Origin of the sequence: Micromonospora sp. NPDC049523, assembly GCF_040676775.1 — a bacterium.
Classification (GTDB): Bacteria; Actinomycetota; Actinomycetes; order Mycobacteriales; family Micromonosporaceae; genus Micromonospora_G.
The window spans coordinates 283176-308327 of the sequence record NZ_JBFAPP010000001.1 but is presented as its reverse complement, the minus strand read 5'-3'; the positions used below and the strand labels follow the sequence as shown (position 1 = coordinate 308327).

Annotated in this window: 29 protein-coding genes; 21 read left to right on the top strand and 8 right to left on the bottom strand. The window is 68.7% G+C overall.

Translation table 11 applies throughout. The features are described 5' to 3' along the window. Nucleotides 1–65: 65 nt before the first annotated feature. Nucleotides 66–1409: a PhzF family phenazine biosynthesis isomerase gene (locus AB0J90_RS01380; RefSeq protein ID WP_363590934.1), complete on the bottom strand. Its 1344-nt coding sequence runs from the start codon at nt 1407–1409 to the stop codon at nt 66–68. 59 nt (nt 1410–1468) lie between these two features. Here AB0J90_RS01380 and AB0J90_RS01375 point away from each other — a divergent pair, with 59 nt between their 5' ends. Then, a complete protein-coding gene (locus tag AB0J90_RS01375; protein ID WP_363590932.1) occupies nt 1469–1807 on the top strand; it encodes a MerR family transcriptional regulator in 339 nt (112 codons plus the stop codon). 24 nt (nt 1808–1831) lie between these two features. Here the strand turns inward: AB0J90_RS01375 and AB0J90_RS01370 are convergent, their stop codons facing one another. Continuing rightward, a complete protein-coding gene (locus AB0J90_RS01370; protein ID WP_363590930.1) occupies nt 1832–2089 on the bottom strand; it encodes a zinc-ribbon domain-containing protein in 258 nt (85 codons plus the stop codon). Nucleotides 2090–2265: 176 nt separating this feature from the next. On the opposite strand from AB0J90_RS01370, the gene AB0J90_RS01365 reads away from it, so the two are divergent. After that, nucleotides 2266–3132: a TIGR03619 family F420-dependent LLM class oxidoreductase gene (locus AB0J90_RS01365; RefSeq protein ID WP_363590928.1), complete on the top strand. Its 867-nt coding sequence runs from the start codon at nt 2266–2268 to the stop codon at nt 3130–3132. Here AB0J90_RS01365 and AB0J90_RS01360 read toward each other — a convergent pair. Then, nucleotides 3123–3455: a cold shock domain-containing protein gene (locus AB0J90_RS01360; RefSeq protein WP_363590926.1), complete on the bottom strand. Its 333-nt coding sequence runs from the start codon at nt 3453–3455 to the stop codon at nt 3123–3125. The genes AB0J90_RS01365 and AB0J90_RS01360 overlap by 10 nt on opposite strands. A gap of 107 nt (nt 3456–3562) precedes the next feature. Between AB0J90_RS01360 and AB0J90_RS01355 the strand changes: the two genes are divergently transcribed. The 4 genes from AB0J90_RS01355 (at nt 3563) to AB0J90_RS01340 (ending at nt 5893) form a co-directional block, all read left to right on the top strand. After that, nucleotides 3563–3988 carry a PEP/pyruvate-binding domain-containing protein gene (locus tag AB0J90_RS01355; RefSeq protein WP_363590924.1) on the top strand — a complete coding sequence of 142 codons (426 nt, stop codon included), beginning with the start codon at nt 3563–3565 and terminating at the stop codon, nt 3986–3988. Between the two features lie 100 nt (nt 3989–4088). Next, complete coding sequence (locus AB0J90_RS01350) at nt 4089–4769, top strand: hypothetical protein (protein ID WP_363590922.1); 681 nt, start codon at nt 4089–4091, stop codon at nt 4767–4769. Nucleotides 4770–4782: 13 nt separating this feature from the next. Beyond that, nucleotides 4783–5364 carry a TetR/AcrR family transcriptional regulator gene (locus AB0J90_RS01345; protein WP_363590920.1) on the top strand — a complete coding sequence of 194 codons (582 nt, stop codon included), beginning with the start codon at nt 4783–4785 and terminating at the stop codon, nt 5362–5364. 160 nt (nt 5365–5524) lie between these two features. After that, entirely contained in the window at nt 5525–5893 is a 369-nt protein-coding gene (locus AB0J90_RS01340; RefSeq protein ID WP_363590918.1) for a YciI family protein, read from the top strand. A gap of 93 nt (nt 5894–5986) precedes the next feature. On the opposite strand, the gene AB0J90_RS01335 is transcribed toward AB0J90_RS01340, so the two are convergent. Continuing rightward, complete coding sequence (locus AB0J90_RS01335; RefSeq protein WP_363590916.1) at nt 5987–6586, bottom strand: hypothetical protein; 600 nt, start codon at nt 6584–6586, stop codon at nt 5987–5989. A gap of 230 nt (nt 6587–6816) precedes the next feature. Between AB0J90_RS01335 and AB0J90_RS01330 the strand changes: the two genes are divergently transcribed. The 3 genes from AB0J90_RS01330 (at nt 6817) to AB0J90_RS01320 (ending at nt 10054) form a co-directional block, all read left to right on the top strand. Further along, entirely contained in the window at nt 6817–7191 is a 375-nt protein-coding gene (locus AB0J90_RS01330; protein ID WP_363590914.1) for a PadR family transcriptional regulator, read from the top strand. Next, complete coding sequence (locus tag AB0J90_RS01325; RefSeq protein WP_363590912.1) at nt 7188–8558, top strand: permease prefix domain 1-containing protein; 1371 nt, start codon at nt 7188–7190, stop codon at nt 8556–8558. Before AB0J90_RS01330 ends, AB0J90_RS01325 begins: the two co-directional genes overlap by 4 nt. 500 nt (nt 8559–9058) lie before the next feature. Beyond that, nucleotides 9059–10054: a glycoside hydrolase family 11 protein gene (locus AB0J90_RS01320; RefSeq protein WP_363590910.1), complete on the top strand. Its 996-nt coding sequence runs from the start codon at nt 9059–9061 to the stop codon at nt 10052–10054. Between the two features lie 73 nt (nt 10055–10127). Here the strand turns inward: AB0J90_RS01320 and AB0J90_RS01315 are convergent, their stop codons facing one another. Continuing rightward, the gene (locus AB0J90_RS01315) at nt 10128–10601 is read right to left on the bottom strand and encodes a molybdenum cofactor biosysynthesis protein (RefSeq protein ID WP_363590908.1); all 474 of its coding nucleotides are present in this window, start codon (nt 10599–10601) and stop codon (nt 10128–10130) included. Between the two features lie 337 nt (nt 10602–10938). Here AB0J90_RS01315 and AB0J90_RS01310 point away from each other — a divergent pair, with 337 nt between their 5' ends. Beyond that, complete coding sequence (locus AB0J90_RS01310) at nt 10939–12018, top strand: aldo/keto reductase (protein WP_363590906.1); 1080 nt, start codon at nt 10939–10941, stop codon at nt 12016–12018. A gap of 118 nt (nt 12019–12136) precedes the next feature. On the opposite strand, the gene AB0J90_RS01305 is transcribed toward AB0J90_RS01310, so the two are convergent. Beyond that, nucleotides 12137–13051: an NADP-dependent oxidoreductase gene (locus AB0J90_RS01305; RefSeq protein WP_363590904.1), complete on the bottom strand. Its 915-nt coding sequence runs from the start codon at nt 13049–13051 to the stop codon at nt 12137–12139. Nucleotides 13052–13138: 87 nt separating this feature from the next. Here AB0J90_RS01305 and AB0J90_RS01300 point away from each other — a divergent pair, with 87 nt between their 5' ends. From AB0J90_RS01300 to AB0J90_RS01280, 5 genes are all read left to right on the top strand, one after another. Beyond that, a complete protein-coding gene (locus AB0J90_RS01300) occupies nt 13139–13645 on the top strand; it encodes a MarR family winged helix-turn-helix transcriptional regulator (RefSeq protein WP_363590902.1) in 507 nt (168 codons plus the stop codon). Between the two features lie 409 nt (nt 13646–14054). After that, nucleotides 14055–15461, top strand: coding sequence for a hypothetical protein (locus AB0J90_RS01295; RefSeq protein WP_363590900.1), 1407 nt, complete (start codon nt 14055–14057; stop codon nt 15459–15461). Between the two features lie 240 nt (nt 15462–15701). Beyond that, a complete protein-coding gene (locus AB0J90_RS01290) occupies nt 15702–16043 on the top strand; it encodes a metalloregulator ArsR/SmtB family transcription factor (RefSeq protein WP_363590898.1) in 342 nt (113 codons plus the stop codon). Next, nucleotides 16036–16551: an SRPBCC domain-containing protein gene (locus AB0J90_RS01285; protein ID WP_363590896.1), complete on the top strand. Its 516-nt coding sequence runs from the start codon at nt 16036–16038 to the stop codon at nt 16549–16551. Before AB0J90_RS01290 ends, AB0J90_RS01285 begins: the two co-directional genes overlap by 8 nt. Next, nucleotides 16548–17066 carry a pyridoxamine 5'-phosphate oxidase family protein gene (locus tag AB0J90_RS01280; RefSeq protein WP_363590894.1) on the top strand — a complete coding sequence of 173 codons (519 nt, stop codon included), beginning with the start codon at nt 16548–16550 and terminating at the stop codon, nt 17064–17066. The genes AB0J90_RS01285 and AB0J90_RS01280 overlap by 4 nt, the downstream gene beginning before the upstream one ends. 29 nt (nt 17067–17095) lie before the next feature. Here the strand turns inward: AB0J90_RS01280 and AB0J90_RS01275 are convergent, their stop codons facing one another. Then, nucleotides 17096–17530 carry an ester cyclase gene (locus AB0J90_RS01275; protein ID WP_363590892.1) on the bottom strand — a complete coding sequence of 145 codons (435 nt, stop codon included), beginning with the start codon at nt 17528–17530 and terminating at the stop codon, nt 17096–17098. 150 nt (nt 17531–17680) lie between these two features. Between AB0J90_RS01275 and AB0J90_RS01270 the strand changes: the two genes are divergently transcribed. Beyond that, complete coding sequence (locus AB0J90_RS01270) at nt 17681–18415, top strand: hypothetical protein (RefSeq protein ID WP_363590890.1); 735 nt, start codon at nt 17681–17683, stop codon at nt 18413–18415. A 196-nt stretch (nt 18416–18611) separates the two neighbouring features. Next, nucleotides 18612–20096: a S1 family peptidase gene (locus AB0J90_RS01265; RefSeq protein WP_363590888.1), complete on the top strand. Its 1485-nt coding sequence runs from the start codon at nt 18612–18614 to the stop codon at nt 20094–20096. 101 nt (nt 20097–20197) lie between these two features. Here AB0J90_RS01265 and AB0J90_RS01260 read toward each other — a convergent pair whose 3' ends face one another. Then, on the bottom strand, nt 20198–20935 hold the full coding sequence (locus tag AB0J90_RS01260) for a hypothetical protein (RefSeq protein ID WP_363590886.1): 738 nt from the start codon (nt 20933–20935) through the stop codon (nt 20198–20200). A gap of 336 nt (nt 20936–21271) precedes the next feature. Here AB0J90_RS01260 and AB0J90_RS01255 point away from each other — a divergent pair, with 336 nt between their 5' ends. The 4 genes from AB0J90_RS01255 to AB0J90_RS01240 all read left to right on the top strand — a co-directional run bounded on the left by AB0J90_RS01255 (nt 21272) and on the right by AB0J90_RS01240 (nt 25087). Next, nucleotides 21272–21949 (top strand): hypothetical protein, encoded by a 678-nt coding sequence (locus tag AB0J90_RS01255; protein ID WP_363590884.1) that lies wholly within the window; start codon nt 21272–21274, stop codon nt 21947–21949. Nucleotides 21950–22017: 68 nt separating this feature from the next. After that, the gene (locus AB0J90_RS01250; protein WP_363590882.1) at nt 22018–22674 is read left to right on the top strand and encodes an HAD family hydrolase; all 657 of its coding nucleotides are present in this window, start codon (nt 22018–22020) and stop codon (nt 22672–22674) included. A gap of 356 nt (nt 22675–23030) precedes the next feature. Then, nucleotides 23031–23681, top strand: coding sequence for a DUF4328 domain-containing protein (locus AB0J90_RS01245; protein ID WP_363590880.1), 651 nt, complete (start codon nt 23031–23033; stop codon nt 23679–23681). A 170-nt stretch (nt 23682–23851) separates the two neighbouring features. Continuing rightward, nucleotides 23852–25087: a low temperature requirement protein A gene (locus tag AB0J90_RS01240; RefSeq protein WP_363590878.1), complete on the top strand. Its 1236-nt coding sequence runs from the start codon at nt 23852–23854 to the stop codon at nt 25085–25087. Nucleotides 25088–25152 lie beyond the last annotated feature (65 nt).

Below are 25152 nucleotides of genomic sequence, written 5' to 3'. Positions count from 1 at the left end.
CCCCCGTCGATCGCACCCGATGCGATCATAGGCCGCTCCGCCATCCCGGATTTCGGTACCGGCGGCTACGGCTGGACCGGGCCCGGCGGGTGGATGCTTCCGCGTACGGTCAGCGAACCGCGGCCGGATACGGCGACCACGTCGTCCCGGTCGACGGTTGCGTGGATGGTGCTGCGGCGTCCCATCTTCTCGCCCTGGACGATGGTGAGTTCCTCGTCTGTGTCGAGCAGTTCGTGACGGTGCAGCAGCGCGGCCAGCGGGCCCGCCGCGCTGCCGGTGGCCGGGTCCTCGTCGAGTCCCATGCCCGGGTTGAAGAACCGCGCGTGCACGGTCGGCTGCCGCTCGTCGCCGTCCAACCAGGCAAGGTAGATGCCCTGCGCCGCGACGCTCTGCGCGACGGCGATCAACGCCGGCTTGTCCGGTGTGGCCGCCGCCAGCGCGTCGCGGCCGCGGAGGATAACCATCAGGTGGTCGGCCCCGGTGTCCACCACCTGCGGTGGCAGCACCTCGGAGAGGTCGTCGCGGCCGAGGCCGACCGCGCGGGCGACGAGGTCGGGATCGGCGTACGCGCCGAAGCGGGCTGCGCTCTGGCGCATGTCCAGATAGCCGTCGTTCCTGACCACCACGGGCAGGTTCCGGCCGCCGATCCGTTGGATGATCTCCGTACCGGGTGCGGGGCGGGTCAGGCGGCCCGAGTCCAGCAGCCACCACCAGGCGCCCAGTGCGTTGTGACCGGCGCCGAAGACCTCCACCCCACCGGCGGTGAACGACCGCAGTTCCCGTACGGCGCCGTCGCGTCCGGGCAGGACGAACGTGGTTTCGGACTGGTTGAGTTCGCGGGCGACGGTCGGGTACCAGGACTCGTCCACCGGTTGGTCCCAGTCGGTGAGGTCCACGATCGCGAGCGGGTTACCGGTGAGCGGGGCGTCGCCGAACACGTCCACGAGCGCGAACGGAACCTCGGCCCGTGTCGCGGACCCGTCCCCGGCACCCGGCACGCCGAGTTCCTGGAACAGCGTGATCTGGAGATCACCGGGGGTTTCGAGCCGCGCGTTCAGCGAGTTCCACGGTGTCCGGGTCGGCGGGGCGACAAGCTCGGCGCCGGCCCCGACCAGCGCCTCGGTCGCGGCAGTCGTGTCCTGCACCTCGAACGCGAGGCGGATGTGCGGACTGACCGGCCGTCCGACCTCGACAGCGTCGATCATCGCCCGTTGCGCCGGGTTGGCGAGTTCGAGCGTCGCCCGACCCGCGTCGAGGATGACCACCCGGGCGTCGCCCTCGCCAGCGAAGGCGGCTTCCGGCTGGAGTCCCAGCACGTCCCGGTACAGGGCCAGGGCGGCTTCGTAGTCCGCCGCTTCGACGACCACGCGAAGTTGACGTACCTCGTTGGATCCTGTGTTCTCGGGCATGCCGCGTATGTTAGAACCTGACATGGGTGTCAGGTGCAAGTGTCGGGGACGGAGCGACGGTGCGGATCGGTGAACTCGCCACCGCGAGCGGTGTCAGCGTTCGCTCGCTGCGCTACTACGAACAACAGGGGTTGCTGAGCAGCGAGCGGACCTCCGGCGGGCAGCGCCGCTATCACCACGACGCGGTGGGCCGGGTCGAACTGATCCAGCGGCTGTATTCGGCGGCGTTGTGCAGCGAGAAGATCGCCGAGCTGCTGCCCTGCTTCGAAGGTCGGCCCTCGCCTGCGCTGCGGTCCAGCCTGCTGGTCGAAAAGGCGCGCATCGACGGCATGATCCGCGACCTGGAGCAGGCGCGTGGCGTACTGGTTTCGGTGATCGACTCGGTCCCGGAGGACTGACCGGCGCCGGCCGCCCGAAGACGGTCAGCGCGCCGAACCCACCCCGGTGGCGAGCAGGCGGCGTGCCTCCCCGGCGCTCACCTTCGTCCGGTCGCCGCAGTACGGATTCACGCACTGCACCACGTACTTCGTCCTGACCGGGATCAGTGGGACGAAGAACAGGCTCAGCTTGGTGACCTCGCGGACCACCAGCAGGTTTCCGGGCTGCCCGCACACCCGGCAGGCCATCAGCACCGTCCCCAGCCGCTGGGCCTTCGTACGCAAGCCGAAGATCAGAAACATGAGCACCCCCTGGATCTGTCTGAATCGTCGCAGGCGTACGCACACCGGCCGGCGGCTTTCCCCTGGTACCCGGATCGGTCCACCGGTACGCATCCGCGCCAGCGGCAGCGGGTCGTTTGTTGCCTTGACGCCGACGGCAGGGTTTAGCGTCGCTGCGACCAGCGGAGGGGGCGACCATGAAGTTCGCGACCAGCTACAGCACACCGTTCTACGGCGTGGACCCGGACCGGATCGTGCGCTTCGCGCAGCACGCCGAGGAATGCGGGTTCGAGGCCATCTACCTGCCCGAGCACGTCGTGCTCTATCCCGGTGCGACGTTCGGGGCGATGCCGGTGCCGCCGTCGCTGCCGTACGGCGACCCGCTCGACTGCCTGAACTTCGTCGCCGCGCACACCCGACAAATCCTGCTCGGTACGGGTGTGCTGCTGTTGCCGTACCACCATCCCGTGCTGCTGGCGAAACGTCTCGCCACCATCGACGTGCTCTCCAAGGGCCGCATGCGGCTGCTGACCGTGGGGCTCGGCACCCTGTCCGGCCAGGCGCGGGCACTCGGCGTGGACTTCGCCAGCCGGGGACGCCGCGCCGACGAGGCGATCGACGTACTGCGGCTGCTCTGGGAGGGTGACGACACCGGGGTCGGCTTCCACGGCGAGTTCTTCGACTTCGACGAGCTGAGCAGCTACCCGAAGCCGCTCGGTGTCACCCGCCTGCCGATCCACGTCGGTGGTTCGAGCCGGCCGGCGGCGCGTCGGGCCGGCGCTCGTGGCGACGGCTACTTTCCCGGTGGTGCCCTCACCGCCGAGGAGCGTGCGGTCCAGTGGGACCTGGTCCGGTCGAGCGCCGTCTCGGCCGGCCGCGACCCGCAGGCGCTCGAATACACCCGATGGGGTTCCGTCGACATGCCGCTCGAAGCGGTCGAGGCGCTCGCCGCACAGGGAGTGACCCGCATCGTGGTCAGTCCCGCCTCGGCCGACCCGCAGGAGCAACGGGACCAGCTCTCCGCGTTCGCGCAACGATTCGAGGCGCTGCGGTCTCAGGCGTAGGCGCTGCCCGGCTGATCCCGGGTCGGCTCGTTGTCGAAGGTCAGGCTCAACCAGCTCCGGTACGCGCCGGAGCTGTCCTGGACCGGGGCTTGGTCGGGCGGCTCGTCGTTCCCCGTCCAGACCTTCACCGCCCGGAAGGCGTAACCGTCCTGGTCGGCCGGCTCGGCTCGGAACGAAACGCGCTGTCCCTGCACCAACCGCCGGTATCCCGCCATCGCGATGGCGGAGAAGCCGACCCAGCACCCGCCGGGGACGTCCGGGGAGTCGATGACGCCCCAGCCCTCGTCCGTGAAGTAGCTGCGCACGGTACCGACGCTCGTCACCGCCACAGTCTGCCTGACGACCGTCGCCACTTTTTGCGTTGCAGTCGCATTGTCATCTGGGTATCGTGGGATGCGTTGCAGTTGCATTGCGAACAGGGGGGTGGCAGATGCGCGTGATCCCGTTGGCCGAGGTGACCGCCGACCTGGTCGACCTGGTCGGAGGCAAGGCGGCCGGCCTGGGGGAGTTGATCCGGCAGGGCGAACAGGTGCCGCAGGGGTTCTGCGTCACCACCGAGGCCCACCGGCTGGGTCTGCTTCCCCAGGCGGCGATCGTCGAGGCGTACGAGCGGCTCGGCGCGGGTCCGGTCGCGGTTCGCTCGAGTGCGACCGCGGAGGACCTGCCGGACGCGAGTTTCGCCGGACAGCAGGACAGCGTCCTCGACGTCACCGACGTCCCCGAGCTGGTCGCCGCGATCACGAAGTGCTGGGACTCGCTGCACGGCACCCGCGCGATCGCGTACCGCACCAGGAAGATCTCCACCGGTCAGCTCGTCACCGTCGACGGGGCGGCCGGCACGGTCACCCTCCGCTGACCGACGAGCCCTCCCACCCGAACCAGACCGTCGCCCGGCACCGCCGCCGCTGCGCCGGACCGCCAGGCCGAGACCCGCCACTGCCGTGAGGACGACGACCATGACCGACACCGGGACCCCGACCACCACCAGGACCCCGACCAGGGCAAAGGCCGCCTCGTTGGTGCGCCGGGCAGCGGTGACCGAGGCCGCGATGTGGCGCAGCATGTACGTGTGGGCGCTGCGCCGGCCGCTGCCCCTGGCCCCGGGCGACGAACCGTTCGGCTACCTCGGGGTGATCAAGCCGATCCTCGGCGTTTTCATCGGCCTGTCGGTTGTCGAGATACCGATCCTCGACCTGATCATCCGCAACGTCGTGCCCTGGCAGCCGGCCCGTTGGATCATGCTCGGGCTCAGCGTCTGGGGGCTGCTCTGGATGATCGGCTTCTTCGCCAGCATCAAGATCCATCCGCACGTCGTCGGCGACCGGGGCATCCGGGTACGGGTGGGTGCGGGCATCGACTTCACCGTGCCGAGGGAGAACATCGCGACGGTGAGCAGGAGTTACCGCTCGATGCCGTCGGGCAAGTCGGTCCAGGTCGAGCAGGTGGGTGACCGTCGGGTGCTGCACATCGTGGTCGGCAGCCAGACCAGCGTCGACGTACGGCTGCGTCGTACGGCGACCTTCGCACTGCCCAACGGCGAGACCGAGCCGGTCGACGAAGTGCGCCTCTACGCCGACGATCCCGACGCCTTCGTCCGGAGGGTGCGGGCGGTAAGCGCCGATACATCCGCACTGTGAAAGCATCGATCCCATGCCGAAGAAGGTCGACCACCTGGAGCGGCGGACGCTCATCGCGGACGCGCTGATGCGGGTCGCCGCGGACCAGGGACTGGAAGCGGTCAGCCTGCGGCACGTGGCGGCCGAGGCCGGCGTCTCCTCGGGAATGGTGCAGCACTACTTCCGCACCAAGGACGAGATGATGACTTTCGCGCTGTCGGTCGTACGCGAGCGCAACCAGGTCCGGGTCACCGAGGCGGTGGCGCGGCTGGGCGAGCGACCGTCGCCTCGGGCGCTGCTGCGTACGATCGTCGCGGCGCTGTTGCCGCTCGACGAGCACACGCGCGACGACGGGCGGGTGGCACTGGCGTTCCTCGCCTACACCGCCGTACGCCCGGCGGCCGCCACCGGTCTGCGCGAGGACACCGGGCAGATGGTGGGCTTCCTCGCGAGCATCCTGCCCGGACCGGAGGCCGGTGACGCCGCCGCCGGCCTGCTGGCGCTCATGGAAGGGCTGGGGGTATACCTGCTCGGCGGCCAGTACACCGCCGAGCAGGCCCTGAGCGTCCTGGACGCGCACCTCGACATGATTTTCGACCCGGCCCGCTCGCCGTGACGGGACCAGGAGGGTGTCGGCCGACGGGCGCCGCCCTTCCCGAGAAACAATTTTCCGGGGAGGTGTCGAATCGGCGGGCAGCCGTTCGACGGGTATGAGACGGCTGGTCAACGCGTCCGGGAGCGTCCGGACCTCAGCCGGATACGACAAGGGAGCGGCAATGCGGTTTCTGATGATGCACCGGCTCGACGAGCGTGCACCGGAGGCGTGGAATCCAAGCCAGGAGTTCATCGAGAAGCTGGGTGCGTTCATCCAGGACTCGGTCGACAAGGGCATTCTGATAATGGCCGAGGGCGTACACCCTTCGGCGAGGGGCGCGCTGGTCCGCAAGTCCCAGGGCGGGGCGATGACCGCGACCGATGGGCCGTTCATCGACGCCAAGGAGGTCATCGGCGGGTTCGCGCTGCTCAACTTCGCCGACCGGGCCGAAGCCGTCGAGTTCGCCCAGCGGTACGCGGACCTGTTCGAGGAGGTCGAGGTGGAGGTGCGCGAGGTCGTCGAGTTCGAGGACGCGCCCTCTCCGGCCTGATCCGGCGCCCGGATCCGGGCGCCGGTTGGCGGGCTGGTCCGCTCGTTGCGGCGGCGGACCAGCCCGCACCCGTGAGGGGGTGACGTGCCTTCGTCACCCGACGCCGAGTTCCGCCTGCTGCACCGGGGCCGGTCCGTGCCGCGTGGGCTGCTCAAGCTCGGCTCGGTTGCGGTGCTGTTCGCCGCCGTGATCGCCGGACCGCTGCTGATCGATCGGCTCGGCAACGACCTGCTGATCGTCTACGTCCTGTACCTCGGTCCGGCATTCTGGCTGGTGGACTGGGGCGCCGCCGTGCGCGACCGAAGCGGCTCGACCGGGCGATCCGGTCCTGGTCCGACGGCCGTCTGGAATGCCGACCGGTCGAGCCGGCGTGGTGGAGGCCGCCACCGCTCCCGTCCATCTTCCGCCGTTGGACACGCCGGCCGCGTACGGGAGGACCCGCCGCGCCCTGACCCGGGCCGGGGGTGCCACGTCGTCGGGAGCGATGGCGGTCAGCGCGTCCCGGATTTCGCGCAGGGCCGGCTGGACGGTGCCCAGTGCCGCTCGCAGTGATTCCGTACTCCGGGCCACCACCGCGTTGCCCGACGCGTACTGGACCTCCTGGTTTCCGGACAGCGGGACTTCGACCGCCAGCGTGGCGGGGCTGCCATCGAGGTCGTCGACGTCGAATACCAGGATCTGCTGCGTCTGCACTCCGGTGACGAGGGGCTGCGGCGCGACGCCGTGACGCTATGCGAGACCCAGGTACCGATCAAGGGATCAAGCTGTCGTTAGGCGTAGATCGCCCGAGTCGCCCACCGTCGCCGCCTTGTCGGGAACCGGACACCGTGCTCGGTGGACCCGGAGGGCCTGGTCGCGGCGGGATTGCGCGGCTGCTATACCTAGAACTACTATGCATTGCAGTTCTAGGTATAGGGGGTCACATGCACATCACCAAGGATCTCGTCGCGGCCTCGGCTACGCCGCTCGTGCTGGGGATCCTCGCCGAGGGCGAGAGCTACGGCTACGCGATCCTCAAGCAGGTCAACGAGCTGTCGGGCGGACAGTTGGAGTGGACCGACGGCCTGCTCTACCCGCTGCTGCACCGGCTGGAGCGGCTGGGTCACGTCGATTCGGTCTGGGAGACGCCGCCCGGGGGACGTCGCCGCAAGTACTACCGCATCACCGACCAGGGGCGGGCCGAGCTGGCCGAGCAGCGCCTGCAGTGGGCCGCGGTGGTCGACGCCCTGCGGGGGGTCTGGAACACGGCGCAGTCCATCAGGCCGATCCCGGCTCCGGCGTTGGAGGCGGGACTGTGATCGCCGAGAGCGACAACGACCTCGAGGGCCAGATCGCGCAGTGGCGGGCGTACATGCAGCGCCGTCGGGCGTTGCACCGCACCGATGCCGAGGAACTGGAGGACCATCTGCGCAACCGGGTCACCGAGTTGACCGAGGCGGGTCTGCATACGGACGAGGCGTTCCTCATCGCGGTCAAGCGCATGGGCAGCCTCGACGAGCTGTCCCGGGAGTTCGCCCGGGAACACTCGGAGCGGCTGTGGAAGCAGCTCGTACTGCCCGGTGAGCCGGACGCGCCCGCTGCCGCCCGTACCCGTCGCGAGTTGCCGGTCATGGTGCTCTGTGCGGCCGTCGCGGCGCTCGCGATCAAGGTGCCGAGCCTGTTCGGGCTGGACATCTCGGGGGATGACGGCCCGTTCTTCGCACGAAATTTCAGTCTCTTCGCGCTGCCGGCGCTGGCCGCGTACTTCGTCTGGCAACGGCGGGTCGCCCCTCGGACGGTCGGCGTGCTCGCGTTGCTGTTCGTGCTCGGCGGTGTCGCGGCGAACGCGTACCCGATGGCCGACGACTCGCAGACCCTCGTGCTCACGGCGATCCATCTGCCGCTCGCGCTGTGGCTGGTGGTCGGCGTCGCCTACGTCGGTGGCGACTGGCGCTCGGACCGGCGACGAATGGACTTCATCCGGTTCACCGGGGAGTGGCTGATCTACCTCGCCCTGATCGGACTGGGCGGGGGAGTGCTCACGGCCTTCACGGCGGGCACCTTCCGGGCGATCGGGCTCGACACCGAGGGCTTCATCGAATCGTGGCTGTTGCCGTGCGGTGCGATGGCCGCGGTCATCGTGGCGGCATGGCTGGTGGAGGCCAAGCAGAGCGTCATCGAGAACATGGCGCCGGTGCTGACCCGCGTCTTCACGCCGCTGTTCGCGGCCACCCTGCTGGCGTTCCTGGTCGCCATCGTCTGGACCACCAGCGGCATCGACGTCGAGCGCGACGCGCTCATCCTCTTCGACCTGCTGCTCGTCATCGTGCTCGGCCTGCTGCTCTACTCCATCTCCGCCCGTGACCTGATGGCTCGCCCCGGTCTGTTCGACCGCCTGCAGTTCGCGCTTGTGGTCAGCGCCCTGGTCATCGACGCCCTGGTGCTGGTGGCAATCACCGGCCGGATCACCGAATGGGGTTTCAGCCCCAACAAGACCGCGGCGCTGGGCGAGAACATCATCCTGCTCGCCAACCTGGCGTGGTCGGCCTGGCTGTTCCTCGGCTTCATCCGTGGCCGTATGCCCTTCGCCCGCCTGGAACTCTGGCAGACCCGGTACGTGATCGTGTACGCCGTCTGGGCCTGGGCGGTCGTCCTCGTCTTCCCGCTCGCGTTCAACTTCGGCTGAGCCGAACCCCGGCCCGGACCCGAACCGGCCCGCTCGTCCCGTCCACACAGGACGGATTCGAGTGGGCCGTTCGGCTGCCCGCGACCGGGAAAATCCCCGGAACTTTCGGCATCACGGGTGTCGATCAAGTTTCCGTGACGGCGGAGTCGTCTGCCCGGCACAGATTCGCTCAATCCGGCCTGCGTGGTAACCAGGCTGGATGCTCGCTGCCTCGGCTCACGACCACGGCTAGGTTTCCGTAATGTTTCCGGAAGTTGTTGACAAGCTGACGGAGCCGTACCAATACTGGCGCCATCGATGGACGTCGACTGCTGTCGATCCGAGTCACCCACCGCGACCTGCTCCTCCGGTCGTCGAGCGCACGACGACCGGACCCCACCCACCGCGTTGTACGACGCCGACGCGCGGTGGCCGTGTCCCCGGCCACCGATGGCAGCCCCGCCGGGTCGTATCGCGCTGCCTGGTCTCCCCGCCAGCCCTCATGAGGAGGAAGCACGCCCATGAACGACGCCCCGGCCCACCCGAACAGCCGCAGACGCGGCCTCGCCCGGCTGCTTGTCGGCAGTGCCTGCGCCGTAGCGATGACGGCGGCCACCGCGATGCTTCCCGGCATCGCGTACGCGGCCATCACCTCGAATCAGACCGGCACCAACAACGGCTACTTCTACTCGTTCTGGACCGACAGCCCCGGATCGGTCTCCATGGAACTCGGATCCGGCGGCAACTACAGCACCTCGTGGCGCAACACCGGGAACTTCGTCGCCGGCAAGGGCTGGAGTACGGGCGGACGCCGGAGCGTGACCTACTCGGGCAGCTTCAACCCGTCCGGTAACGCGTACCTGACCCTCTACGGGTGGACGACCAACCCGCTGATCGAGTACTACATCGTCGACAACTGGGGTACCTACCGACCGACGGGCACGTACAAGGGCACGGTTTCCAGCGACGGCGGCACGTACGACATCTACCAGACGCAGCGCGTCAACCAGCCCTCGATCATCGGTACGGCAACGTTCTACCAGTACTGGAGTGTCCGGCAGTCGAAGAAGACCGGCGGCACCATCACCTCCGGCAACCACTTCGACGCGTGGGCCCGTAACGGCATGAACCTCGGCACCCACAACTACATGATCATGGCGACCGAGGGATACCAGAGCAGCGGAAGTTCGAACATCACCCTGGGCGGCTCCGGCGGTGGTGGAGGCGGTGGTGGAGGCGGTGGCGGTGGCGGTAGCTGCACCGCGACCCTGTCCGCGGGTCAGCAGTGGAGCGACCGCTACAACCTCAACGTCTCGGTGTCCGGCTCCAACGCCTGGACCGTGACGATGAACGTGCCGTCCCCGGCGCGGGTCCTCTCCACCTGGAACGTCAACGCCACCTACCCCAGCGCCCAGGTGTTGAGCGCCAAACCCAACGGCAGCGGCAACAACTGGGGCGTCACCATCCAGCCCAACGGCAACTGGACCTGGCCGACGGTCTCCTGTAGCGCGGGCTGAGCCCGTACCCCGAAAGACCGCACCTGTGGCGCGGCGGCCGGATGGTCGCCGCGCCACCCGGCCGCTGGTCGCCCTAGCTCTCGACCGTGACCTGGACCGGGCCGAGCCGCAGGATGCCGTCGCCCAGCGGGGTGCAGCGGACGCCGCCCTTACCCCGCAGCGCCCGCCACGTGCCGGGGCCGACGGTCACGTCCATCCAGGCGCACGGATGCGCCCGCCGGTTGACCCGCAGGCGCACCGGACCGTCGCCCGAGTCCAGGACCAGTACGGATCCGACCAGGTCGTCGACGGGCACCCCGGCAACGAGGATGTTGCGCCTGAGTTGTACGAGGTCGGCGCCGGGCGGCAGCGACTCCTGCGCCATCACGGTGATGCTCGCGTCGCGGTGGGCCGGCTTGCCGAAGTACCGGTCGCCGACGATGCCGAGGCCCTCCCGGATCCGGATCTCCTCCACCAACTCGCCCGGTGGTGCGGGTGCCGGACCGTCGGCGGGGCGTCCCGTGTAGCGATGCACGGGCGAGGCCAGCAACTGGACGATCTTGGGCATGCGGCGATTTTACGAAGGTGGACATTCGAGGCGCCGGGCTTCGGCGAAGCCCGCCGGCAGCACGCTCACAACTGGACCACCCGGCCCACGCGCGGCGGCGTACGACCGGCGAGGACCTCCAGCCGCCGGCAGCCATGCTCTGACGCTAGACAGCACCGGAACGCCAGGCAAGTGCACTGTCAGTGCAAAATCTCAGGCACCTCCCGGTGGGGTCGCCCCAGTGGTGACAGAAGCAGGATCGTGCAAGTGGAAAGGAGTTCTGTTCTACCGAACCCGCAGCTCACGATGCTTTGATCGAAGGGTCAAATTCCAACCCAACAACGCGGGGAGTACGCCCATGGCACTCGATTCCTACCTCACCCTGGGCCGGTCCGGGCTGCGGGTCAGCCCGTTCTGCCTCGGCGCCATGAACTTCGGCGAGGAGGGCGGCTGGGGCTGCGGCGTCGAGGAGTCCGAGCGGATCCTGCAGAGCTACCTCGACCGCGGCGGCAACTTCGTCGACACCGCCAATTTCTACACCAACGGCCACTCGGAGAAGATCCTCGGCGACTTCTTCGCCGCGCGCCCCGGCCTGCGCGACCGGGTCGTGCTCGCCACGAAGTTCTTCGGCAACATGTACCCGGGTGATCCCAACGGCGGCGGCGCCGGGCGGAAGGCGATCGTCGCGCAACTGGAGCAGTCACTGCGCCGGATGGGAACCGACTACGTCGACCTCTACTGGCTGCACAACTGGGACGCGCACACGCCGGTCGAGGAGACCATGCGCACCCTGGACGAGCTGGTCACCGCGGGCAAGATCCGCTACGTCGGCTTCTCCAACACGCCCGCCTGGTACACCGCCCAGGCGAACACCCTCGCGCTGCTGCGGGCATGGACACCGGTCATCGCCCTCCAGGTCGAATACTCGATGCTCGCCCGTACGGTCGAGGGCGAACTGGTGCCGCTGGCGCTGGACGCCGGCATGGGCATCCTGCCGTGGAGCCCGCTCGCCGGAGGTTTCCTGTCCGGCAAGTACAGCCGTGGCGTCGCGGCCCAGGACACCAAGCGGGGGCAGATCACCGGCGGCCCGACCGACGCCCAGTACCCGGTCATCGACGCGCTGACCGCCGTCGCCGCGCAGGTCGGCGCCGCCCCGGCCGCCGTCGCCCTGGCGTGGCTGCGTACCCGGCCGGGCGTCGCCGCCCCGATCCTCGGCCCGCGCCGGATCGAGCACCTCGACGCCAACCTCGCCGCCCTCGACCTGACCCTCACCGACGCCCAGGTGGCGACGCTGGACGAGGTGTCCGCACCGCAACTCGACTACCCGTACGACCTGAACCGGCAGGTGGGCCCGATGCTCCAGTTCGCCGGCACCACCGTGGACGGCCAGCGGTCGACCGTCTACCCGCCCCTGCTGCAGGACACGACCCGTTACTGAGCGCCGTACGTCGCCGGCCCCGGCGTACGGCCGAGGGCTCCCGCCGATTTCCCCCGTGGAGTCGGCGGGAGCCCGTGCCTTGAGGGGCGGTCCCCTGCAGACGGGCGGGACGGGGGAGTCAGAGGGTGATGACGGTCCTGCCGGTCAGTGTCCCGGCGTCGTTGCGGGCGTGTACGGCGGACAGGTCGTCCAGCCCTACCCGGTCGGCGACGTGTACGTGCAGTCTGCCGGCGTCGACCCGGTCCACGAGTGCGGCGAGTTGCTCGGTGTCGGGACGGACGAACACGCTGCTCGAACGTACGCCGCGGGGGTTGTCCTGCGGGCCGGGCGTGGTGGTCGTGACCAGCACACCGCCGTCGCGTACCAGGTCGGCGAGGGCGGCCATGTCCTCCGGTGGGACCGGGGCGAAGTTCAGCACCGCGTCGAACTGCCCGGTGACGCCGTCGATGCCGCGACCGGGTACCTCGGCGCCGTAGCCGCGTACCCGGTCGGTGTTGCGTGGGCCGGCGGTGGCCACGACGGTGACCCCGGCCTGTACGGCGAGCTGCACCGCGTATCCACCGACCGCGCCGCCGCCACCGTGGACCAGGATCCGTTGCCCCGGCTGGACGTCGGCGTGCTCGAACAGCGCCTGCCAGGCGGTGAGTCCGGTGACCGGCAGCGCAGCCGTGTCGGCCAGCGGCACGGTCGTCGGCGCGGCGGCCAGGACCTCGGTCGGGGCGGCGACGTACTCGGCCGAGGCGCCGTCGGTGGTCATCGGTAGCAGCCCGACGACCCGGTCACCGAGCTCGAACCGGGTGACACCCTCGCCGAGCGCCGCGACGGTGCCGGCCAGGTCGATCCCGGGGGTGAACGGCAGCGTCACCGGGAAGACCTGTTCCAGGTAACCGGCGCGGATGGTGGCGTCGACCGGGTTGAACGACGTGCCGGCCACCTGCACGACCACCTGCCCGGTGCCGGGGGTGGGGCGCTCGACGTCCTCGACGCGCAGGGCGTCGGCGTCGCCGTACTGGTGGAAACGGACAGCCTTCATGGCGCTTCCTCCTCTGGAAGTTGCTTCGAAATCGAAGCAACAGCAGACTACAGTCTGCTTCGAATTCGGAGCAAGTAGAATGTGTGTGTGAGCCACGAAGCAGCGCCCCTGGATGCCGAGCAGCTGGGCGCCTACTTCGCCCTCATGGAGGTCAGCAGCCTGTTGCAGCACGCCGTCGACGAGCACCTACGGGCCGACGGCGACCTCAGCAACGTCCAGTTCCAGATCCTGGCCCGCCTCACCGGCGCACCCGGCGGCAGGCTGCGGATGACCGACCTCGCCGACGGCCTCGTCTACAGCCGCAGCGGCCTGACCTACCAGGCCGGCCTGCTGGACAAGCGCGGCCTGGTCACCCGGTCGACCGCCCCCGACGACGAGCGCAGCACCGTCGTGGCGATCACCGACGCCGGAAGCGCGCTCGTGACGCAGATCCTGCCCGGCCACGTCGACCTCGTCCGGCGGCTGCTGCTCGACGCACTCAAGCAGCGCGACGTGCGCAACCTCGGTGACATTCTCGGCCGCGTCCGCGACCACATGCGCGCGGCGCCACCCCGCTCGGCGAAACCCCGAGCCGGTCGCGGTCGCGCCGACTGAGCCCGTTCGGCCGGCCGCGCTGACCGCCGCCGGGATGACCACCTCGCGTACGTCGAGCGGGACAAAGGCGTCGAGTTCGGTGAAGACGGCCCGTGCGTTGAGGTGACCGTCCGGGACGGCTGCCGCTGTCGAACGGTGCGACTCTCGCTGTGGCCGGGTGAGATCGAGCGTGCGTACTGGTCGACGGGCACCCCGTATCTGTTAGCGGAATGTAGTGCTACCGATACGGCGTGTGAGATCGATCATATTGTGATGATCGCCAGGAATAGATCATCATGATGATCGTAATGCTCGGCGGTTTTCCGGCGTCGAGCCCATTCGGGTCGGACTTTCGCGCCGTATAGGCGTCCGACCAGATTGACCGGGGTGGAGTACCACTGCGGTCAGGAACGCCAGACAGGGAGCACAGTTGAAGATCGTGGCACGAGTGGGAGCCTTGCGTCGCTCCGTCGCGTACCTGCTAGCAGCAACCGTCGCTTCGGCAGGATTGCTAGCGGGTGCCGGGGCTGCTAATGCGGCGCCTCCCACGCCGTCGTTTGGTTCGCAGATAGATGGCTACGCGGCCAATGACTCACAGGACACCTGCGACCCTACCGCCAAACCTGGCGTCGTGGATTTCAAGAATTTGCTGAATAGCACCTACGGCAGTCATACCTGGGGTATCACCAGGGACTGCAGTAGCGGCGGAACCAGCGAGCACAAAGAGGGTCGGGCGCTCGACTACTCCCTGGACGTCAACAACGCGGGCCAAGCTGCCGACGCTCAGGACATTCTCAACTGGCTGCACGCGACCGACCAGTACGGCAACCAGCATGCCATCGCACGCCGGCTGGGCATCATGTACGTCATCTGGAACCGCAAGATCTGGAGCGCTAGCCGGGCTAGCGAAGGATGGCGGAACTACTCTTGCGACGGTACCCCCAGTAGTTGCCACACGAACCACATCCACTTCAGCTTCAGCTGGTCTGGGGCGCGGGAACAGACCACCTGGTGGACTGGCGCCGTGAGTAGCCACCGCTACATCTACACCGCGAAACCCGGATCTCTGTACGAGACCTACGGAAGCCCGACCGGGTGGCAGATCAATCCCATCAATGCTGGGACCACGGCGGCAACGCAACTGTCCGCGACGTGGAGCCCCGCCGGCTCCCGCTACATCTACACACTTGAGAATGGTGTGCTGTACGAAACCTACGGTAGCCCGACCGGATGGCAGAAGAACTCGATCAACTTCAACTACGGGGCGGTGTCGGCGCTCTCCGCGACGTGGAGCCCCACTGGCTCCCGGTACATCTATACCATCGAGAATGGGGTGCTGTACGAGACGTATGGCGGCCCGACCGGATGGCAAAAGAATTCGATCAACCTCAACTACACGGCTGCGACCGAAGTGTCCGCGACGTGGAGCAACGGCGGCGAACGGTATATCTACACCATCGAGAACGGTGTGGTGTACGAGACCTACGGTAGCCCCACCGGATGGCAGAAGAACCAGGTGAACACCAACACGACTGCCGCGACCCAACTGTCCGCGACGTGGAGCCCCAGCGGTCGTCGCTACCTCTACACCTTCGAGAACGGCGCACTGTACGAGACCTACGGCAGCCCCACCGGATGGCAGAAGAACCAGATCACCTACAACTACGCTGCCGGGACCGAGCTCTCCGCGACGTGGAGTCCCACCGGCTTCCGGTACATCTACACCATCGAAAACGGAAGTCTGTTCGAGACGTATGGCAGTGCCGAGGGTTGGCAAAAGCTCCAAATCAACGCCGATTACAGCTCGACAAACGAGCTCTCTGCGACGTGGAGTTGATGCGACGGCCGTAAGCCTGTCCTGACGGCCGCAGGTATACCGACCAGCAACTGAAGGTGTACCAGCCTGATATCTGAGACTTGACGCATGGCGGGCGACCGTTGCCGGCAATCCTTCGGGAGGTGCCTGCAGCGGTCGCCCGTCTCTTGATCGCGATCCTCCTGCCCGTTCTTCTTGACGTACCGCTGCGGGGCTGTATATTCAACCCGTCGGTTGATTAACTCCTTGGTTGAGTAGGGCATGGATACCAGTCAGCAGCTCAGCGCCACCTTCGCGGCCCTGGCCGATCCGACCCGCCGTGCGATCCTCGCCCGGCTGGCCAAGGGCGAGGCCACCGTCAACGAGTTGGCCGAGCCGTTGCCGCTCACCCTCCAGGCGGTCTCCAAGCACCTCAAGGTGCTCGAACAGGCCGGGCTCGTCAGCCGAGGCCGCAGCGCCCAGTGGCGTCCGTGCCGGCTGCGCCCGGAGCCGCTGCGCGAGGTCACCGACTGGTTGGCGGACTACCGGCAGTTCTGGGAGGGCAGTTTCGACCGCCTCTCCGACCATCTGCGAGAAATACAGAAGGACGGTACGGATGACTGAGACCACGAGCGACAACGATCGACCGACGCGGGAGTTCACGATCACCCGAGTCTTCGACGCACCACGAGCCCTGGTCTTCCAGGCGTGGACCGACCCGCGACACGTCGCCCGGTGGTTCGGGCCACGCGGACTAACCACACCCCTGTCCACCATCGACATGGACGTCCAGCCGGGTGGCGAATGGCGACTGCGGATGGTCGGTGACGCCGACGGCGCCGAATACCCGGTGTTCTTCGCCTGCCGGGAGGTGGTGGCCCCCGAGCGGCTGGTGCTCGCCGTACCCGTGCCGGACGACGTACGGGCCGAGACCGGGGAGGCGTTGCTGACCGTCACCTTCGCCGACCTCGGGGACAAGACGGAGATGACGTTCCACCTCGCCGGGATCGCCGCCGGTCCGGAGAGTGCGGGGCTGGAGCAGGGATGGTCCAGCTCGTTCGACCGGATGGCCGAACACCTGGCCGACAGCGCCGCCGACACCGCCGCTGACTCGACGGAACCGGCCCGGTGACCGCGCTGCACGCCGACCAGGTGACGAGCCTGCCGCAGGGCGACGTACGCCTGCTGCACAGCCCGGTCGCGCAGCGTCTGCTCGCCTCGACCGAGCTGGCACGCATCGCGTACGTGGCGTCCGACGGCACACCCCGGGTCTTCCCGATGCTGTTCCACTGGACCGGAACCGAGGTGGTGCTGTCCACGTTCGGCGGAGCCAAGGTCGCCGCCCTGCGGGCGAGACCCGCGGTCGCCATCACCATCGACGCCGCCTCCACCCCGCCGGAGGTGCTGCTCGTACGCGGCCAGGCCGAGGTCACCGACGTCGACGGGATAGTGCCGGAGTACGCACTCGCCCAGCACCGTTACGCCGGAGCCGAGCAGGGCGCGGCCAACGTCGCCTCGGTCGACCACCCCGGTACGCGAATGGTCCGCATCGCGGTCCGCCCGACCTGGGTCGGAGTGCTGGACTTCCAGACCCGCCTACCGGGTGGGACGAGTATCGAGGACTTCGACCGGCGCGGACAGTCCTGATTCGGGAACGCGACGCGGGCGACGCGTCGTCAGGCGAGCCCGATCTGCTTCATGAATGTCGTCAGGTCGTAGAACAGGTTCTCCTCGGCGATTTTCCCGTCCACCCACCGCGCCACCGTGCAGAAGTCGACGGCGAAGGACTTCCCGGTAGGAGGAATCTCCTTGCCGTCCGGGCCCTGCATCGGCCCGGACATCGTCCCGGTCCAGTGCGCGATCGAGCAGGTCCAGTCGCCATCGGCGAACAACACCTTGTACGGGCGGTTGTCCAGATGCTGGTCCGGAAACGCCTTGAAGAACTGGATCGACTCGGCCTCGTGGTTGTGCTGCCCGTGCGTCTCGGGCTTGCCCGGCCACCGCACCACCACGTCCTCGTGGTGGCGGTTGTTGAACGTGTCGAGATCCTGGTTGTTCCATGCGTCGTCCAGCGTCTGCATCAGTTCCAGGTTCTTCTGCTCCACACCCACTGACCCCGACCTCCCGCCATTCCCGACCATTTGTCTATCGAAACTACTATCCGGACCGGTCCGGAGTGAGCGATTGGTGAGACGATCAATTCCGAGCAAGGCTCGCGGCGCCGATCTCCCCAGGTGGCGGGTCGTCGTTACGATCCCCGCGTGGGGGGATGGCGGCGGCAACTGGAGCTTCGCGGCAAGGCGGTCGTCGGCATCCTGGCCTCCGCCGTGGTCGTCGGTGCGGCAGTCGGCCTCTTCGCGCTCGCCGAGCAGATCCCCAACGGGATTGCCGCCAGGTTGGTGCTGGTGGTCGGGCGTGCCCTCATGTACGTCGGCGCGCTCTTCGCGACGATGTTCTTCTTCATGGCCGTGCTCGGCGAGAGGCTGACCGGCAAGCTGTTCTTCATACGTGGCAAGGCACTCACCCCCGATGCGGTGATCGACCTCCGGGCGAAGGAGAGCGCACCGGCCACGGTTCCGATCTCCCCGGGTCAGGGCGTCCTGCGGGTGATTCCGATCCGACCCGGGTGGTGGCTCGACAACACCTACGCCGAGGACGCCCTACCCGTCGTCGCCGTCCAGGACGTCGCACATCGCCTGCCCGGGTGGGACCCCTACGACCTCGCGGTGCCTGCCGGCAACCTCGACGTCGTGGCCTGGATGCCGCGCGCCGGCGGAACACCGGGACGGCGTGTCCAGACTGCCCTCCCTGTGCCCGTACCCGAGGGGGGTGTCGGCGTGGTCGTCTTCCGGCCGTCGTCGGTGCCCGAACTCGGCGGCACCGTGGAGTCGCTCCGAGACGAACTGATCGGCAAGCTGTCACTGCTGCGGCTGATGCTGGGGTGCGCACTGCTCGTCGTGGTCACCTCCGTCGGGTGGTCGCTGGTCGCCGGATGAGCCGTTCGACGCCCGTACCCGGAAGTTGTCCTCGGAAGGGTCGGTCCGTTGGCTGAGACGCGGGCGCCGCGTCCGTCCGTTGGTTGATCTGAGGCATGGACAGGAATCATTGTCTGGTTAGCATGCGGGACCAAACCTCGACCGGCGCGATCACCTCCACCCTTTCGCGCCCGGCGGGCCGACAAAGGGAGACCGCATGCCTCCACGTCGCCGCTTCGTCCTCACCGCCCTCACCACCCTCGCCATCGTCATCACCGCCCCGCCCCAGGCCATCGCCGCGGCAGCGCCGGCTCCGGCAGCGCCTGCCGAGTCGACCACGCTCGCGCACGGCGGCGCCGCCTCGGGGTTGATGCTCGCCGCGCTCCGGCGCGACCTGGGCCTCACCGACGCCGAGGCCCGCACCCAACTCGCGGTCGACGACCGCGCCCGCCGGGTCGCGGCGTCGCTGCCGGCCGCGCTCGGCGACACCTTCGCCGGCAGCTGGCTGCCGACCGGAGCCGACCGGCTGTCCGTCGCCGTCACTGACCCCGCCCAGCAGGCCACGATCCGGGCCGCGGGCGCCAACCCCGTTCTGGTACGCCACAGCGCACGCCAACTCGACGCGGTCCTGGCACAACTGGACCGCCAGTCGCGTGGCGCCGCCGTGGACGGCGTGACCGGCTGGCGGGTGGATCCGACCACGAACAGCGTGATCGTGCTGGCCCGGGACCGGGCCGCGGCCACCCGGTTCGTCACGGCCAGCGGCGTCGATCGCACGATCGTGCGGATCGAAGCCAGTACGGACAACCCCGTCCCCTACCTCGACATTCGTGGCGGCGAACGGTACTGGATCGGCCCGTACTTCTGCTCGGTCGGTTTTGCCGTCACCGGTGGCTTCGTCACCGCCGGACACTGTGGGTCGGTCGGCGAATCCGTCGTGCACAACAACGGCACCAGCATGGGGTCGTTCGCCGGCTCGACCTTCGGGCAGGCGGGTGACTTCGCCTGGGTCGCGACCAACGGATCGTGGGTGCCCCAACCGTGGATCAACCACCATGACGGCAGCAACTTCACCATCGTCGGCCAGCAGTCCGCTCCGCTCGGCACCACGGTCTGCCGTTCCGGCTCCACCACCGGCTGGCACTGCGGCCGGGTCGAGGGACTCAACCAGACCGTCTCCTACGCGAGTGTCGGGGTCACGGTCACCGGCCTGACCGAAACCACCGTGTGCGCCCAGGGTGGTGACTCCGGCGGGCCGTTCGTGGCCGGCGCCCACGCGCAGGGGGTGACCTCCGGCGGATCCGGTGACTGCGTCAACGGCGGACGCACCTACTTCCAGCCGGTCGGGGAGATCCTCAGCGCGTACGGGCTGACGCTCAACACCCAACCCGAGGCGCCCTGCAACACGTACGAGTCGGTCCAGTCGGGCAGTCTGGCGCGTACCAACGCCTCCGAGTTCGAGCCGGCCCGGGGCTTCTTCGACTCCCTCTCCGGCACCCACAGCGCCTGCCTGACCGGAGGAAAGGCGTTCAGCCTGGAGTTGCAGAAGTTCGCCAACCGCACCTGGAGCACCGTGGCGAGAAGCAACGTCCTGTTCGGCGACGAGCACCTGACCTACACCGGCACGGGTGGCCAGTACCGGTACCGCATCGTCGCGGTCGACGGCGGGGGCACGTACACCCTGGGCTTCGACCAGCCCTGACACCTGGCAATGGTGAAGGGCTCCTGTCGGCTCCGGTACGGAGTCGGCAGGAGCCCTTTGCGCGTACCGCTATCGCTGCACGGGCGCATCGCCCACCTGCACTAGGAGGAGTAGTTCTCCCGCCAGGAGCGCTCGTAGCTCCTGGCCTGTGAGTCGTCCAGGATGACCGAACCCCCTTCGCCGTAGCGAACAGGTTCGGGACGGCTGTCCGCCGGGACCTTGGGAACGTCGGTGGAGACGTACGGGAAGCGGCGGCTGGCGTGGGACCAGACGGCGCTGACGTACGCGCGGTCGGCCTTGTTGCGGTACGGGTAGTCGTTCACGTCGGGGATCCCGTCGCACTGGTCGTCGACCACGAAGCGAATCGAGTCGTCGTACGGGTCGCGATATTCGGAAAGGGTGACGTAGCCGCCCATCGCCGGATGCTCCTCGGAGTGACGCAACCGCGTACCAGCCGCGATGGCGGCGCTGTAGCGGTTCCACCGCTTCTCTTTGGCCCTGCCCCAATGGCTGTACATGTCGCCGCCGCCATCGGAGTAGAGAGTCCGGCTGCCGTCGAACCGCAGTGGCGACCGGCGCTCTGAGTCACCGGGGACCTGCACCCAGTTGCCGTCGTGCAGCCCCATCAGGCGCCGTACGGCTGTCCAAGCGGTGTTCTTGTCGGGGAAGCGGCGACATCCGAAGCCGCCGTGGTCCACCCACCAGTCACCGCCGTCGAACTTACCGACCGAAATCTGTCCGGCGTTCAGTGGTGGCGCGTCCCGCAGCTCCCAGCGCGCGAGACACACGTGCGGTTTCTTCCACCACCACTGCACCGGCTGCCCGGCCCCGGTATCCACCGGCAGGAATTTACCCACGAAGCTCACAACGCGAAAGCGGTCCCCGCGTCGACCGGTACTACGGCTCGGCGGCCGGGTCCGCGGCAAGACCCTGGCCACGAAAGGCGCAAGCCGAGTCGGCAGGGGCGACCTCGGCGCGACAGTCGACTTAGGATGGTCGTGATGACCTCCGGTGACTCGGCGTCGTGGCGCCCGCCCAGCTCGGTCGGGTGGGCCGTGGTCGACCCGGCGCGCAACCCGTTCGATCCGGCGGGGGTCCTGGCCGTGCTGTGGTCCCTGGCACCCCCGGTCCCACCCGCGGTGCCGCGCGGTATGCCGCGCGGAGCGCCTCGACAGGTGTGGGACGACTACCAGGCCGCGTCCCGAATCGCCTCCCAGTGGAATTTCGCGGTAACCGATGTCCTCGTCGCCCAGTACGGGCCCTGGGCATTCGACTGGGCCTGGTCCCCAGGCCTGGACGACTATGTCGGCGAACTGGTCCCTCGGTGGGACTTCTGGGAGCCCATCTCCACCTCCCAGTCGGAGACCCTGCGGATGGTCGCCGATGCACTGGTCCAGTGGCGGCGATGGCTGGAAGACCTGGCCGCCCGGTTCGATCGCCTGCTGCCGTCGCTGCGGCAACCCTGCGAGCAAGCCGAGCGGGGAGGCACCCTCGCGGCGTGGGAAGCGGCAATCTCCCATCTGATGGCCACCACAACGGCCCGCGCCGAGGACAACGAGGGTTGGCAGGGCTTGTGCGGCCGGGTCCTCACCTGGTTTCTCAACGCCGCCGGCATTCCTGAGCAGCGGGCCGCGACGCTGGTCGGCCGAGCGATCGACGCCCGGTTCGACCACTGGGTGCCCTTGTCTGCCGCCGATATCGCCGACGTCGCGGAACGGCTCGCCCGGGAGATCGTCGAGCCGGGGAACCAGGGGATCCCGCGCCCGGGCCAAGGAGGAGACGACTGGCCCGACACCTGGCCCGACGGATGGCCGTCGTGGCGAGCGACGAACCTCCCCCGAAAGCACAGTTGACCCGGCATCGGCAGTATCGGGGCCTCTGTAGGATCCACCGACGATGCGACCGTGACGGGGGAACGCCAGTGATCGACGCGGTCTTCTTCGATATCGGCGGGACGATTCTCGACGAGTCCCGCGAGTTCGCGATGTGGGCGGACTGGCTCGGCGTACCACGGCACACGTTCTCGGCGGTCTTCGGCGCGTCGATCGCCCGGGGTCTGGACTGGCAGGAGCCGTTCCGGGTCTTCCGGCCCGATTTCGATCTCGCGACCGAGCTGGAGCGTCGGGCGGCTGTCGGCAAACCGGAGTCGTTCGGCGAAGAAGACCTCTACCCCGACGCGCGATCGTGCCTGACCTCCTTGAAGGATCAGGGCCTGCTGGTGGGCCTGGCCGGCAACCAGCCAGCCCACGCCGAGACGATTCTCCGTGCTCTCGACCTACCCGTGGACGTGATCGGCACGTCGGCCGGTTGGGGCGTGGCGAAGCCGTCGGCGGCCTTCTTCGAGCACGTCATCCGCGAGGGCGGCGGCGACGCGTCCTCGATCCTGTACGTCGGCGACCGACCCGACAACGACGTACGCCCGGCCATCGAAGCCGGTATGCCCACCTGCCTGATCCGGCGCGGCCCGTGGGGTCACATCCTCGACCTGCCAGCCGTCGCCGAGCAGGCCCTGTTCCGCATCGACTCGCTGGACGAACTCCCGACCCTGCTCGCCACCCACAACGCAACACCCCCCTAAACCCCCGCCCAACCCACCCCCCGGCAGGCCCCACGCGGCGATCTTGCACTTGTGGTGGCTCACAACTCCGGACGAGAGCCCTGATTCGGGCGCCACAACTGCAAGATCGCCGACGGGAGTCGGGGGGCGGCGGCGGTGTGGGCGTTGGGGTGGTGGGGGGTTCGTAGGGTGGCGCGGGCGGGCACATTGGAGGGAGCGGCATGCGTTGTCAGGTCTGCGGTGGCGAACGGGTGTCGACCTCTACGGGGTGCGCGATCTGCCGTACCCCGATGGGTGCCCCGGCGGTCGTTCCCGGTGTACGGACGTACAGTCTGAGCGGCGTCGGACGGGCTACATCGAATGCGCTCGGTTTCGCGGTGGTGGCCCACCTGCTGATCGCGGTCATGACGGTCGTGGACAGTCAGATGGTCCAGCGCGCCAAGCGGGACCTCGACCCCGACGCGATCGACACCGCGCTGCTCGGTACGGCCCTGGTCGGCCTGATGCTCCTTGTTCCGGCCATCGTCGCCGGGGTGCTGGTGATCGTCTGGTGCTACCTGGCGCGGGTCAACCTGGACGCGTTCCCGGGTGTCGTGCCGACACTGCAAAGGGGCTGGGCGGTCGCCGGCTGGCTGGTGCCGTTCGTGCACTTCGTCGTGCCGGCGCGCGTGGTGGCGAACGTCGCCCGGGAGAGCCTGTGGCGGTCGAAGACGCCGACCCTGGTACGGACCTGGATCGGTAGCTGGGTGGTCTACGGGCTCGCCGGAGTGGCGCTCCCGCTCCTCGACCTCCGGAACTTCCTGGCACTGCCGACCGACCTCGACGGCCCCGAGGACTATCAGCGGTACGTCGACCACTACTACTTCTCCGCTGTGCCGTCGAGCCTGCTGGTGGCGGCGCTCAGCGTGGTGTCCGGCGTGTCGCTGATCCTGCTGATCAACCAGGTGTCGGCCGCGCAGGACACCCGAATCGGGCGCGCCATGCCGGTCACCCCAGCGATGACCGGCATGGCCACCGCCGGAGCCTGAGCGAGCGGCCTCCGTCGCAGGGCGTCATCGAGAACGCTCGCCAATGGCTGAGGTTCCTGCCGACTGCGGGCACGGAGTCGGCAGGAGCAACCGTCACATCCCGCGTACGCAACCCTGTCGGCGGCCGACTCGTTGGTGCCACGAGGGGCGGACGGGGGACAGGGCGGACGATGGTGGCGGGACGCGGTGCCGAGCTGCTGCGCGCTGGGACGAGTTCGGGACGTGCCACGTTCCTGGAACTCTTCTTCGACCTGGCCTTCGTCGTCGCCCTCACCCGGGTGTCGCAACGGTTCGGCGACCTCGGCAGCGACACCGGCTGGACGCTCGTCGCCGGGCTCGGTCGTACCCTGCTGCTGTTCCTGGCACTCTGGTTGATCTGGTCGCACACCACCTGGATCACCAGTCGCTACGAACCGGAGCGGTCGATCATCCAGGCGGTCGTGGTCGGTACCATGTTCGCTGCCCTGGTGATGGCGGTGACGCTGCCGCGCGCCATGGAGGAGCGGGCGCTGCCGTTCGCGGTCGCGTACCTGTTGGTGATGGTGGTACGGCCGTTGGTGGTCGCTGCCGCGCTGCGGGGGCATCCACGACGGCTGGTGCCGTTCCGGCTCGCCGCATGGGCGGCGGTGGCCGCGCCGCTCTGGCTGGTCGGCGCGTTGGGCCCGGACCAGCTTCGCCTGCCGCTGTGGGCTGCCGCGCTCACCGTGGACTACCTCGCCTGGGCTCTGGGCTGGCCGCTGCCGCGGCTAGGGGCTGCGGCGGTGAGTCGCTGGCGGATCGCCGGAGAGCATCTGGCCGAACGCCACCAGCAGATTCTCCTCATCGCGCTCGGCGAAACGATCGTGGTCATCGCCGCCGTCTTCAGTGGTGTGAACTACTCCGCGGTGCGGGCCGCCGCGTTCACGGTCGCGTTCACCACCAGCGTGCTGCTGTGGCGGATCTACTTCTACCGCGCGGGTCAGCTGCTGACCGAGGCGTTGAGTCGGGCGCGTATGCCCGGCCAGTTGGGTGCGGCGTCGGAACGGACGCACGCGTTGATCGTGCTCAGCGTGCTCGTCACCGCGGTCGGCTACGAACTGGTGATCACCGATCCGTACGGGTCGCTGCGGCCCACCTGGCTTCTGTTCGTGGTGGGGGGTCCGGTGCTCTTCCTCGCCGCCCGGGTGCGGCTGGAGTACGAGATCTTCGGCCGGGTCTCCCGGTCGCGGATGATCGGCTTGGTCGTCCTGCTGCTGGTCACGACAGTGTTGTCCCGCTGGTCGCCGATGGTCGGACTGAGCGTGGTGGCAGGAGTGCTGGCCCTTGTCGCGCTGCTCGACGCGTTGCGGGGCCGGCAGCGGCCGTTGGAGGATTCCGCCTCGCCGATCGGGCGGGAGACGACCGGCATTCACGGGTCCGAGGCGTGATCGCGCGGCTACCTGAAGCGCCAGGGCGCCGCGGAGCGCACCAACCCGCCTGGCCTGTGGGCCGG